The sequence below is a fragment of the Tranquillimonas rosea genome, from assembly GCF_900111315.1.
Lineage (GTDB): Bacteria > Pseudomonadota > Alphaproteobacteria > Rhodobacterales > Rhodobacteraceae > Tranquillimonas > Tranquillimonas rosea.
In genome coordinates this window covers 76,474-88,594 of the sequence record NZ_FOGU01000011.1, presented here as the reverse complement: position 1 = coordinate 88,594, position 12,121 = coordinate 76,474, and the positions used below count along the sequence as shown (strand labels likewise).

The following is a 12,121-nucleotide window of genomic DNA, read 5'->3' as shown; positions in this document are numbered from 1 at the left end:
CCGATGGCAGAGTATACCGCTGAGACGGAACACGGCCTGCAGCCCGCCCCGCCGCCGGGGCCGGTGCGTGAGTTCTGGCATTCGTTCAAGGAGAACCGGGGCGCGGTCATCGGGCTGGTCGTCTTTTCCACATTCCTGCTGATCGCCATCATCGCGCCGCTGCTGGCGCCCTACGGCCCCGCGCAGCAGTTCCGCGACCATCTGCTGCAACCGCCCGTCTGGCAGGACGGCGGCAGCTGGCAGTTCCCGCTGGGCACCGATCCGCTGGGGCGCGACATGGTCTCGCGGCTGCTCTACGGGGCGCGGTTCTCGTTCTTCATCGGCGTCGTGGTCGTCGCCATCGCCACGTTCTTCGGCGTGGTGATCGGCGTGATCGCCGGCTTTGCGCCCCGCTGGGCGGACACGCTGATCATGCGGGTGATGGACATCGTACTGTCGTTCCCGAGCCTGCTGATGGCGCTGGTCCTGGTGGCGATCCTCGGCCCCTCGCTGATCAACGCGATGATCGCCATCGCGGTCGTGCTGCAGCCCCACTTCGTCCGCCTCACCCGCGCCGCGGTGCTGTCCGAGCGGGCGAAGGACTATGTCACGGCGGCGCGTGTCGCCGGGTCGGGCCAGCTGCGCATCATGTTCAAGACGGTTCTGCCCAATTGCCTGTCGCCGATCATCGTGCAGGCCGCTCTGTCCTTCTCGACCGCGGTGCTGGACGCGGCCGCGCTCGGCTTTCTCGGCATGGGCGCGCAGCCGCCGACGCCGGAATGGGGTACCATGCTGGCCGAGGCGCGCGAGTTCATCCTGCGTGCCTGGTGGGTGGTCACCCTGCCCGGCCTCTGCATCCTCGTCACCGTGCTGGCGATCAACCTGATGGGCGACGGTCTGCGCGACGCGCTCGATCCCAAGCTGAAGAGGAGCTGAATCATGGCGCTTCTCGAAATCCGCAATCTCAGCGTCGAGTTCGAAACCGTCAGTGGCGCGTTCCGCGCGGTGGACGGCATCGACATCTCGGTCGACCGGGGCGACCTGATGGCCATCGTGGGCGAGTCCGGCTCGGGCAAGTCGGTGTCGATGCTGGCGGTGATGGGCCTTCTGCCCTGGACCGCCACGATCACCGCCGACCGGATGGAGTTCAACGGCCACGACCTGCGCACCCTGTCGGGCCGCGCACGGCGCAAGATCATCGGCCGCGACCTTTCGATGATCTTCCAGGAGCCGATGTCGAGCCTGAATCCCTGCTTTACCGTCGGCTACCAGATCCGCGAGACCCTGCGCCTGCACACGAGCCTCGACCGCAAGGCCCGCCAGACACGCGCGATCGAATTGATGGAGCAGGTGGGCATCCCCGCCCCCGAAAAGCGCCTCTCGGCCTTTCCGCACCAGATGTCGGGCGGCATGAGCCAGCGGGCGATGATCGCGATGGCGTTGGCCTGCGAGCCCAAGCTGCTGATCGCTGACGAGCCGACGACCGCGCTCGACGTGACGATCCAGGCGCAGATCCTCGAGCTGCTGACAGATCTGCAGGATCGCACCGGGATGGCGCTGATCCTCATCACGCACGACATGGGCGTCGTGGCCGAAACGGTGAAACGCGTCGCCGTCCAGTATGCCGGTCAGAAGGTCGAGGAACAGCAGGTCGAAGCGCTGTTCGACGACCCGCACCACCCCTATACCGCCGCGCTGCTGTCGGCCCTGCCCGAGCGGTCGCAGGACCGGTTTCTGCCGACGATCCCCGGCGTCGTGCCGGGACAGTTCGACCGTCCGCAGGGATGCCTGTTCTCACCGCGCTGCCAGTTCGCCGACGCGCGGTGCCGCGCGGTGCAACCGCAGAAGGCCTCGGCCGAGCTTGGGTATGCGCTGTGTCATTATCCCCTGCTTCACGGTGAGCCGCAGGGCAAGGAGGCGTCGGCATGAGCGACACGATCCTGACCGCCGAAAACCTGACGCGCCACTACTCGGTCAAGGGCGGCCTGATGCGTCCCGACGCGACGGTCCGGGCACTGGACGGGGCCAGCTTCTCGCTCCGGCCCGGCAGCACGCTGGCCGTCGTGGGCGAGTCCGGCTGCGGCAAGTCCACCCTCGCCCGTGTCGTCACCATGATCGAACCGGCCACCTCGGGCCGCCTGACCATCGGCGGCAAGGAGATCGGACCAAACGGCGCCAAGGGCGACCGCGACCTGCGCGCCATGGTGCAGATCGTGTTCCAGGACCCCTACGGCTCACTGAACCCACGGCAGACCATCGGCCAGACGCTGATGGAGCCGCTGCTGCTGAACCGTCCCGAGATCGGCAAGGCCGACCGCGAGAAGCGCGCGCGAGAGATGCTGCTGATGGTGGGGCTGCGGAACGAGCACTTCGACCGCTACCCGCACATGTTCTCCGGCGGCCAGCGGCAGCGCGTCGCCGTGGCGCGCGCCCTGATGCTCGACCCCAAGATCCTCGTGCTCGACGAGCCGGTCTCGGCGCTCGACCTGTCGATCCAGAGCCAGATCCTGAACCTGCTGGTCGACCTGCAGGAGCGTCTCGACCTGGCCTATCTCTTCATCAGCCACGACCTGTCGGTGGTCTCGCATTTCGCCGACGAACTGATGGTGATGTATCTGGGCCGCCCGGTCGAGACGGGGCCGCTCAAGGATGTCTACGCCCACCCGCGGCATCCCTATACCCGCGCGCTGTTCTCGGCGACGCCGGTCGCGGATCCGCGGCGCAAGCGCAACCGCATCAAGCTGGAAGGGGAACTGCCGTCGCCGATGGCCGTCCCGCCGGGCTGCCCGTTCAACCCGCGCTGCTGGAAGGCCACCGATGAGTGCCGGCAGTCCTTTCCGGAGTACACCGGAGGGCGGCACAGCTATGCCTGCTTCCACCCGCTTGCCAAGGACGAGCTGCCGCGCGCCGAGACACAGGCCTAGACATTCCGCGAGGACTGCCCGGAAAAGAGGCGTACGCCACTCGGGGAGGCATCCCCCTAGGGTGCCGTAGCGTCGATTCGGCAGAACCACATCTGACGGTTTCACCAAGGCGCACCGACACAACCCCAGCAGCCACTCAAACTACCGGAAGCAAAACCTGACCGTGCCATACACCCAAAGGTTGCAACTTGGGCCGCAATGGTGCTGTCGAAGGGATAGCGCCTATCAGTCTATATCCTTAGGATTGCCTCGGATGCGGAAACATTTGTTGCACGTTTGAACCACATCACAGGTCCAATCCATGAGATGTGACCCGAAGTATTAATTTTCCGTTTCATCTAGTGGTCCTTTTGGGTCAATCATGCTTTCGCAGGCGTGAAATCTCGAGTCTCGCCGACCACGCACGGTCGGCGATGTTCCGCGAGTAACAAGAGTTCAGGCGCGAGAGACCGGAGAACCGGCGGCGTCATGACCGGCTCGCTCTCAGGTAGAGTTGTTTCTCTGACGCCCCGGTGGCGACAGACGAAGAGGGATTTTGTGAGATGCGTCACCGCTCTCGTACATGGTTTCAGCGTCCGTCGCGGATGCTGCTCGCGCTCCTGGCGCCGTTGATGGTGTCCGGCTGTGCCGAGATCGTGTCCGAGATGGCGTCGCCGGCGATGATGGCGGCGAACGATCCGATGCGGCTGACGCGAACCCTAGCCGAAGAAGAGAACGCCGGCGATCCGATGACCGTTCGTATCGTCGACGGGCAGCGCCGGATCCATCGCCTTCTGCCGAACGACACGATCGTTCCGGGCGATAACACGCTGACGTACATGAACGTCACGAACTGGGGCTTCGGCACCCCGGTCTCCCGCATTCTCGGGAGCCTGCAGTCGTTGCCCACCCCGTTCGAATTTGTCACCGAGCGGGATTTCCGGGTCCGGCAGGATGCGTCCGGCCGGTTCTACTATGCCGTGCAGCGGCCCAACGAGCGGACGACCTGCGCCTTCGCCCTGCGCGAAGTCGATTTCGTTGGCCTCGAAGTGTCGTCCGGCTTTTCGACCACCTCCAAGGTTCTTCGCAACTGCGTCACCGGCTCTCTCGAAGAGGCTTTGGCGCCAATGATTTCCGACCGATCCATTTGATCAACGCACCACAGCACCCATGAAGGGTAACGAATGTCCAAGTCTTTAGTCTCTCGATCCGGAGCGACCCTTCGGATCTCCCTTTGGTTTATCTCCGTGGCCTGCGTTCTCGTGATGGCCAGCATTCCGACGACAATCACCGTCCAGGCGCTGCTCGGCGTCGTCACGGTCGTGTCCGTCCTCGTTCTCAGACATTACGCCCATAATCTGGCCGCCCGGATGGCGATGCTCGGCATCGCGTCGGTTGTGGTGCTGCGCTACTGGTTCTGGCGGGTGCTCCACACCCTGCCCGGTCTCGACGACCCGGTTTCGTTCGTCGCGGCGCTCCTGCTGTTCATGGTCGAGACCTTCGCCATCGGCATCTTCTTTCTCGGCAACTTCATCATGGCGGACCCGGTGCGGCACAAGCGTCCGGCGCCGGTCAGCGTCGGCGCCCTGCCCCGCGTCGACGTTCTGATCCCCACCCTGGACGAGCCGCGCGACCTGCTGGCGGTGACGCTGGCGGCCGCCCGAAACATGGCCTACCCGCCGGAACTGGTGAAGGTGGTGCTCTGCGACGACGGCGGCACCGACGCCCGCTGCGGCAACCCCGACCCGGTCAAGGCCGCCGCGGCGCGCAAGCGCCGGCGCGAGCTGCAGGAGCTCTGCGACGAGCTGGGCTGCATCTACATGACCCGGCCCGAGAACCGCAGCGCCAAGGCCGGCAACCTCAACGAGGCGCTGTCGCGGCTCGACGGTGAACTGGTCGTGATCTTCGACGCCGACCATGCCCCGACGCGCGATTTCCTGGCGCGCACCGTCGGGTATTTCGCGGAAAACGAGAAACTCTTCCTCGTCCAGACGCCGCACTTCTTCCTCAACGACGATCCGGTCGCACGGAACCTTCATCTGGGCGAGGATACACCGCCCGAGAACGAGATGTTCTACGGCCAGCTGCACGAGGGGCTCGACCGCTGGGGCGGCGCATTCTTCTGCGGCTCGGCGGCCGTCCTGCGCCGCACCGCGCTGGACGAGGTCGGCGGCATCTCGGGCAACACCATCACCGAGGATGCCGAGACCGCGCTGACGATCCATTCCCGCGGCTGGGAGAGCATGTATCTCAACCACGCGATGGTGGCGGGTCTCCAGCCCGAGACCTTCGCCTCGTTCCTGCAGCAGCGGGGCCGGTGGGCGACGGGGATGATGCAGCTTCTGACCAGCAAGTTTCCCTTCGCGCAGCGCGGGATGCGGCCGTTCCAGCAGCTCTGCTACTTCAACTCGATGACCTACTGGCTGTTTCCGCTGTTCCGGTTGGTCCTGCTGCTGGCCCCGCTGACCTACCTGTTCTTCGGGATCGAGCTGTTCGTGACGACGGCGTCCGAGGCGCTCGCCTACATGTCGAGCTACCTGATCATCAGCTACGTCGTGCAGAACACGCTCTACGGCACCACGCGACGGCCGTTCCTGTCGGAGATCTACGAGATCGCCCAGACGCCCTACCTTGTGCGGGCCGTCATCGGCGCCCTCGCCCGGCCGAAGAGCGCCAGCTTCAAGGTCACCAGCAAGACCGAGACGGTCACCGAGTCCGTCCTGTCCGACGTGGCCCGACCGCTGATCCTGCTGTTCGCGCTGATGCTGTCCGGCGTCGCCGTGCTGGCCTGGCGGTGGTACGCCCTGCCCGGCGACCGCGAGATCCTGCAGATCGTCGGCTTCTGGGTGATCGCCAACGCGCTGCTGACGGGCGCAGCCCTGCGTGCCGTGGTCGAGGCCCGGCAGCGCCGCGCCTCTCCGCGCTGCGCCGTCACCATCCCGGCCATTGCCGGGGACTCGGCGACCGAGGGCCAGAACCTGCCGGCCACGATCACCGACATCTCGTATGGCGGCGCGCGCCTGGTGCTGCTGCCCCGCCCCGACCAGAAGGCGCATCGCAGCTACAAGCCGAGCGAGCGCCTGCGCTTCATGCCGTCGAAATCCTTCGGGTTCGATGCCGCCGCACCGATCAACGGGGAGATCGCCAATGTCCGCACCGAGGGCGGGCGCCTCGTCCTCGGCATGAAGTTCGCCGAGGACCAGACCGGCGCCGGCCTCAGGACGATCGCCGCGATGCTGAACGGCGACAGCGAACGCTGGGCCGCGATCCGGGCCAGCCGCTCCAGCCATGTCGGGCTGATCCGTGGTGCTCTGCGGATGTTCGTGCTCGCCTTCGCCGGCATCGGAAGCACCGTGTCGCTGGTTCTGCGCCCCGGCGCGATGCGGCCCAAGCGGGTCGAGGCGGCCGAAAGCGCCGGCTGGGTCGGCCATGCCCCGATCGAGTCGCAGGCCTTCATCGACGCGGACAACACGCCGTTCTTCGTCCTCTCCGGCGATACCGACATGCGCCGCTCGCAATCCACCTCGGGAGCCTGAGATGACCCGGACACGGCCTCCCTTCCACCTTGCCGCCATCGCGTCGCTCGTGCTGGCCGCGTCGGCCGGCGCGCAGTCGCTGCCGAACCCCGAGTCCGACCCGCAGGAACAGCCCGACGCGACGATCCAGCTGCCCTCCGGGGCGCCGTCGGACGACGACGCCCGCATCGCCATCCCCGGCCCCGACGGAGTGACCGGCTCTCAGACCGCGGACGACGACGTCACCGCCGAAGCGCCGGCCCTTGGCGAGGCCGAGCGGATCTCGTCGCTCTGGCCGGTGCGGATCGGCATGGCGCAGAACGGTCGCGTGCGCCTCAGTGGCGAACGCGACTCGGCCGAGTTCATCCTGTTCGCTCCGGCCAGTGGAATGCCCGACCGGCTGATCCTGTCGACGGTGTCCAGCGCGTATGTGCTGCCCCGCGACTCCCGGCTGCGGGTGCTTGTTGGTGATGACGAGTTGGGCATGGTCACGCCCGAAAACATCTCAGGCGTCGACGGCATGGCGCTGCCGCTTCCCGGCGGCGTTCTGCAACCCGGCGCCAACCGCGTGCGGATCGAGGCCGTCCACCGCCACCGCTTGTATTGCGGGGCGCAAGCGTCCTACGACCTCTGGACCGACATCGACCTGTCGCTCAGCGGGGCGCCCTATCGTCCCGAGACGCTGGTGACAGGCCCGACCGAGTTCCTGACGGCCGTGGCCGCCGCGCGCGGCGCGGGTGAGCCCATCGGCATGCGGTTCGACGATCCCTCGCTGCGGGACGAGGCGGTGACCGCCGCGCGGTCCCTTGGCGGAATCCTCGCCGGCGGCGGGCTGAGCTTCGACCTCGACATCCCGGCCGACCCCGAGGCGCCGCGTCCAGTCCTTGCCCTGACACGCGGCGACACCGCGACGGCGACGATCGGCGGCACCGGCGCGTCGCCCGCGATGGTGCTGCGCGTCGATCCCACAGGCCTGCCGGACATGGGACAGACGCTCGGCACGCATCCCGTGGCCGAGACCCCGCCGGCGATGGAGACCGGACGCAAGGTCGCGCTGTCGGACCTGGGCTTCGAGACCTACGCGGTCGAGGATCACCTCTGGTCCGGCGACGTGACATTCACCCTGCCCGACGCGTGGCTCGTCGCAACCAACGAACGGGCCGAGTTGTCGCTGCGGTTCGACAACGCGCCAGGCCTGCCCGAGGGGTCGCGCCTGCGCGTCATCGTCAACGGCGAACCGGTGCGGATGATCCCGCTACACGACGAGGTCCACCAGAGCAGCGATGTCCTTCCCGTCCGCTTCGGGGCCGAACTGCTGCAGGCGGGGCGGAACGACCTGTCGTTCGAGGTGATCGTGCCCGGCGACCCCGCCGACGCCCCCTGCCCGGACGTGCGCTTCACCCGCGTCTCCATCGACGACAGCTCGATGCTGCGGGTGCCGAACTCGCCCGAAATGTATGCCCCCGGTGTCGCCAGTGCTCTGGGCCGGTTGGGCCCCGAGGGCCTGACAGAGGCGCTGACGCGGGCGACGAGGGCCGAACGCGCCGGCAACATACTGGACATCGCGGCGGCCCTGCCCCGGCGCGAGACGCCGCAGACTGCCGGCGGCTCGGTGTCGCTGATCGTGACCGACGCCAATGAGATCGACCAGGCGTCGTTCGGATCGCTCTGGTCCGGCCGCGAGGTGGTCAACGGCACGCTCGGCCGGGTGCAGACCTCGAACCGGGATGCGGAGCCGCAGGCGCGTGCCCGCAGGCCGGTGGAGTTGCAGCGTGCGCAGATGTTCGAGTCCGGGATCGTCGACTGGGCCGGAGAGCGTGTCGCGCGGGTCCGGGACTTTTTCTCGTCGCTCCTGTTCCCCGATCCGGCGGCGGAACTGGCCGAGTGGATGGGCCAGCGTCGGGGCCAGGCGTTGCTCTACCAGCTGGACGAAGAGACGCCAGACACCCTGTACCTCGCCGTGACCGAAGAGGCGCGTTTCCAGGACGTCGCCGACGCCGTCGGCCGCGTCGCCACCACGGGCGTGCCGCTTCAGGGGCACATGGCGCTTCTGACCTGGGACGGCCGCTGGGAAAGCTGGGCCGACACCAGCCGCCTCCCCGAACTGGCGGACACGGTGACCTTTACCAACGCGCGGGCCATCGCCGGCAACTACGCCGCCGCGCGCCCGTCGGCCTTCGTGGCCGTTCTGCTTCTGACCACGCTGCTATCGGCGGCCGCGGCCTATGCGTTCCTGATCCATTCGAGAGGCCGGCAATGACCACACGACGGAGCGTTCTCGGCCTCATCGCCGGGCTTCCCCTCATCGCGGCCGGCAGCCGGCTGGCGGCGCAGTCCTCGGACCCGATGACGCCGCTCTGGCAGGCGTGGAAGGACGTGCACATGACCGCCGAGGGCCGCGTGGTCGACGCCTTCCAGGAGGACGCCAGCCACTCGGAGAGCCAGGGCTACGGGCTGTTGCTGGCCGAGGCCTTCGGCGACCGCGAGGGCTTCGAACAGCTGCTCGACTGGTCGCTGTCGAACCTCGCGGTGCGCCCGGACGACGCGCTGCTCTCATGGCGCTGGCAGCCGGCCGAGGGCGGGCGTGTCACCGATTCCAACAACGCGACCGACGGTGACATCTTTCACGCCTGGGCGCTGGTCCGGGCGGCCGAACGCTTTGGCGAGGCGCGCTATACCGAGCTGGCCACAGCCATCGCCAATGACATCGAGCGCCTGTGCATCCGTCCCTGCCCCGACGATCCCGACTGCACGCTGCTACTGCCGGGCGTCGAGGGCTTCGAGTACGAGGACGGCTTCATCGTGAACCCGGCCTATACCTGTCCGCGGGCGATGACGCAGATCGCCCGCGCAACCGGTGTCTCGGCGCTCGAGACGGTGTCGGCCGACAGCGTCGCGATGCTGGCGCGGCTGACGCGAGAATCGCTGCCGCCCGACTGGGTGGCGGTGACATCCTCGGGCTTTGCCGAGCCGCCCGAGAAATCCTTCGACTTCGGCTACGAGGCGCTGCGTCTGCCGCTCTACCTTGTCTGGTCCGGGCTCGCCGGCCATCCGGCAGTGCTGTATGCCGCCGAGGCGTGGCAGCCCTTCGTGAACGCCGAGACGCCGCAGACCCCGACGATCATCGACCGGACCAGCGGCGAGATCATGGAGACAAGCCCCGACACGGGCTACCGCGCCATCGCCGTTCTGGCCGCGTGCAGCCGCGGCGACGTCTCTCCCGGCGCCATGCCGGCCTTCACCGCGAACCAGCCCTACTATCCGGCCACGCTGCACCTGCTGGCCCTGGTGGCTCAACGAGAGGCCCAGTTCTCATGCTATTCCCTCTGACCCTTTCGCCCCGCCGCATCGCCCTGGCCGCGCTCGTCTCGCTCGTCGCGGGGAGTCCGCTTTCCGCGCAGAGCGTGTCCGAGTCCGACCTCGCCGCGCTGCGCTATTTCCTGTCGATCGGGGACGAGCAGGCGGTCCGCGCCGAAAAGGAGCGCCTGCAGGAAGAGTTCCCCGACGTCGAGATCGACGCTCTGCTCGAGGACCTCACCCAACGCTCGGACCAGGTCGACACCAGCCAGATCTGGGAGCTGATCGCCCGCAGCGAATACGAAGGCGCCCGCGAACTGATCGCGCGCACCCGGCAGGAACAGCCCTCGTGGTCGCCGCCGGACGAACTGCTGAACGTGCTGAACGAACGGCAGGGCCAGACGAACTTCGACACCGCCATCGCAGAGGACGACCTGACCGCCGCGCTCGCCACGATCGGCGAGTTTCCCGATCTTCTGACCTGCCAGCGGGTGAATAACGCATGGCAGCTTGCGGAGCTGCAGGCGCGCAACGAACGGGTCGACAGCGCCATCTCGACCTATTCCGGCATCCTGTCGACCTGCACCACGTCCGACTACGTCATCGCCACGCTGCAGAAGGCGTCGCAGGTCGGCACCGAGTCACAGGTCGCCGCGCTGTTCGAAACCGCGCGCGAGCGGAACCCATCGATGCGCTCGCGTCTCGCCGACCTCGAAAGCGAACTCGCGCCGCTGATCGGCCGGCAGGACATGGTGAACGGCACGGCAATGGACTCGGCGTCCTCGACATCCTCCACCGCCTCGCGCTCCGGCGGCCCCGCGCCGGTGACGTCACTCCGCCCCGAGTACCGCGGCAACCGCGTCGCCCCTGCCCGCGTCAGCCGCACCGCTCGCGATGCGCCCGTGCCGGTCAACCCGGCGCCTGCGCCCTCGACGGGCCGTCAGGCGCCCGCGGGCGGCGGCAGCCTGTCGAGCGCCGCCGCTGCGGCCGACCGCGAGGACTGGGCAACCTGTCTCAGGCTGACCAACGGCAACCAGTCGGCCCGGATGCTCAGCCAGCGGGGCTGGTGCGCGATGAACATGGGCCGACCGCTCGAAGCGATCCGCGCCTTTCAGACCGCCGCCGCCAATACCGGCGATGCGCAGTTGGCCCGGGATTCGAACTATGGCGCGATCCTCGCCTATCTCGAGGCCGACATGGTGCGCGAGGCCGCCGACCTGTCCCGGCGCGCGAGCCTTTCCGCCCAACAGCGACAGACGACCGACAAGTCGATCCTCAGCCAGCTTGCGCTGCAATCCTTCGACAATCGCCGCTACAACGAGACCGTGGCGTACGTCGACCGGCTCAGCCGCGAGACCGGCGGGCTGGACCGCGGCATGGCGATGCTGCGCGGCTACGCCCTGCTGCATTCGGGGCGCAAGCCACAGGCCCGACAGCAGTTCATGGCGGTGCACCGCTCGTCGCCCGGCCCGGATTCCCAGCGGGCGCTGGTCGAGGCACGGTGATCCCATGGCGTCGCCCAATGCTCCGGACGACGGGCCCCGCAGCTCACTCCAGCCCATCCTGAAGGAGCTCTGCGACGCGATCGAGGGCTGCGCCGGCGTTCCGGCGGCCCTGCGCGTCCTGCGGGACGCGCCCGCCTTGCCGGAAGGGTGGTTCGAAGAGGATGACGGACGCGTCGGCCTGCGCCTCGCCCTCGAACACACGGGCTGGTCGGCTGAAATCGTGTTCCGCGAGCGGACGGACCTGCGCCTGACACCCGACCGTCGCGTCCCGGTCGAGGCGATGATGCCGCTGGTCAAACGGGTCCTCTCCGCCGAGATCGAGACCCGCCGGCTGCAGCACCAGGTGTCGATGCTGCATTCCGACAACGCCACCCTGCTCCGGCGGACCCGGCTGGACCACATGACCGGGCTGCTGAACGGCACCAGCTTTCACAGGACCGCACATCGCCTCGTCGAAAGGGTCGAGCGGCCGCGCCACGTGGCGCTGCTGCTGATCGACGTCGACGACTTCAAGGTGGTGAACGACACGTTCGGCCACGCCTTCGGCGACCGCTACATCCGCCTGATGGCCCGCACGCTGCGCGGCATCTGCCGCGCAGGCGATCCGGTCGGCCGCATCGGCGGGGACGAGTTCGCGGTGCTGCTCTGCGACATCCCCGAGGACGAGGCCTGGGTCGCACGGACCGTCCGCCGCATCCAGACCTCGTTCATGACCGCGACCCACGCGATGGAGCCGCGCTGCCGCGGGGCCGCCAGCATCGGGGCGCATTGCTTCGCCGCGCCGGGCCCGGCCTATGCCGACGTGTTCCGCCTGGCGGATGCCGCGCTCTACCGTGAGAAGGCGATGAAGAACTCCCGGTCGGTGCCCCGCGCGATGTGACCGTGCAGACGAGAACCGCGGCGCCCGAGGGACGCCGCGGCC

General features: G+C 68.1%; 9 protein-coding genes. All 9 read left to right on the top strand.

Annotated features, from left to right (window positions below; all coding sequences use genetic code 11):
• Nucleotides 1-3: 3 nt before the first annotated feature.
• Nucleotides 4-915, top strand: coding sequence for an ABC transporter permease subunit (locus BMZ25_RS16745; protein WP_092695709.1), 912 nt, complete (start codon nt 4-6; stop codon nt 913-915).
• Between the two features lie 3 nt (nt 916-918).
• Nucleotides 919-1,908, top strand: coding sequence for an ABC transporter ATP-binding protein (locus BMZ25_RS16740; RefSeq protein WP_092695707.1), 990 nt, complete (start codon nt 919-921; stop codon nt 1,906-1,908).
• The gene (locus tag BMZ25_RS16735) at nt 1,905-2,903 is read left to right on the top strand and encodes an ABC transporter ATP-binding protein (protein ID WP_092695705.1); all 999 of its coding nucleotides are present in this window, start codon (nt 1,905-1,907) and stop codon (nt 2,901-2,903) included. The genes BMZ25_RS16740 and BMZ25_RS16735 overlap by 4 nt, the downstream gene beginning before the upstream one ends.
• A 542-nt stretch (nt 2,904-3,445) precedes the next feature.
• Nucleotides 3,446-4,033 (top strand): hypothetical protein, encoded by a 588-nt coding sequence (locus BMZ25_RS16730; RefSeq protein ID WP_092695703.1) that lies wholly within the window; start codon nt 3,446-3,448, stop codon nt 4,031-4,033.
• Between the two features lie 33 nt (nt 4,034-4,066).
• Nucleotides 4,067-6,418 carry a UDP-forming cellulose synthase catalytic subunit gene (gene bcsA / locus BMZ25_RS16725; protein ID WP_092695701.1) on the top strand — a complete coding sequence of 784 codons (2,352 nt, stop codon included), beginning with the start codon at nt 4,067-4,069 and terminating at the stop codon, nt 6,416-6,418.
• Between the two features lies 1 nt (nt 6,419).
• Complete coding sequence (locus BMZ25_RS16720; protein ID WP_177190502.1) at nt 6,420-8,657, top strand: cellulose biosynthesis cyclic di-GMP-binding regulatory protein BcsB; 2,238 nt, start codon at nt 6,420-6,422, stop codon at nt 8,655-8,657.
• Complete coding sequence (locus BMZ25_RS16715) at nt 8,654-9,727, top strand: family 8 glycosyl hydrolase (RefSeq protein WP_092695697.1); 1,074 nt, start codon at nt 8,654-8,656, stop codon at nt 9,725-9,727. The genes BMZ25_RS16720 and BMZ25_RS16715 overlap by 4 nt, the downstream gene beginning before the upstream one ends.
• A complete protein-coding gene (locus BMZ25_RS20950) occupies nt 9,712-11,199 on the top strand; it encodes a hypothetical protein (RefSeq protein WP_177190501.1) in 1,488 nt (495 codons plus the stop codon). Before BMZ25_RS16715 ends, BMZ25_RS20950 begins: the two co-directional genes overlap by 16 nt.
• A 4-nt stretch (nt 11,200-11,203) precedes the next feature.
• Nucleotides 11,204-12,079, top strand: a complete 876-nt coding sequence (locus BMZ25_RS16710) for a GGDEF domain-containing protein (RefSeq protein ID WP_177190500.1) — start codon at nt 11,204-11,206, stop codon at nt 12,077-12,079.
• Nucleotides 12,080-12,121: the final 42 nt, after the last annotated feature.

Coding starts and splice junctions, on each gene's coding strand:
- BMZ25_RS16745 (WP_092695709.1), top strand. CDS start 4: ATGGCAGAGTATACCGCTGAGACGGAACACGGCCTGCAGCCCGCCCCG.
- BMZ25_RS16730 (WP_092695703.1), top strand. CDS start 3,446: ATGCGTCACCGCTCTCGTACATGGTTTCAGCGTCCGTCGCGGATGCTG.
- BMZ25_RS16715 (WP_092695697.1), top strand. CDS start 8,654: ATGACCACACGACGGAGCGTTCTCGGCCTCATCGCCGGGCTTCCCCTC.
- BMZ25_RS16720 (WP_177190502.1), top strand. CDS start 6,420: ATGACCCGGACACGGCCTCCCTTCCACCTTGCCGCCATCGCGTCGCTC.
- BMZ25_RS16735 (WP_092695705.1), top strand. CDS start 1,905: ATGAGCGACACGATCCTGACCGCCGAAAACCTGACGCGCCACTACTCG.
- bcsA (WP_092695701.1), top strand. CDS start 4,067: ATGTCCAAGTCTTTAGTCTCTCGATCCGGAGCGACCCTTCGGATCTCC.
- BMZ25_RS20950 (WP_177190501.1), top strand. CDS start 9,712: ATGCTATTCCCTCTGACCCTTTCGCCCCGCCGCATCGCCCTGGCCGCG.
- BMZ25_RS16740 (WP_092695707.1), top strand. CDS start 919: ATGGCGCTTCTCGAAATCCGCAATCTCAGCGTCGAGTTCGAAACCGTC.
- BMZ25_RS16710 (WP_177190500.1), top strand. CDS start 11,204: ATGGCGTCGCCCAATGCTCCGGACGACGGGCCCCGCAGCTCACTCCAG.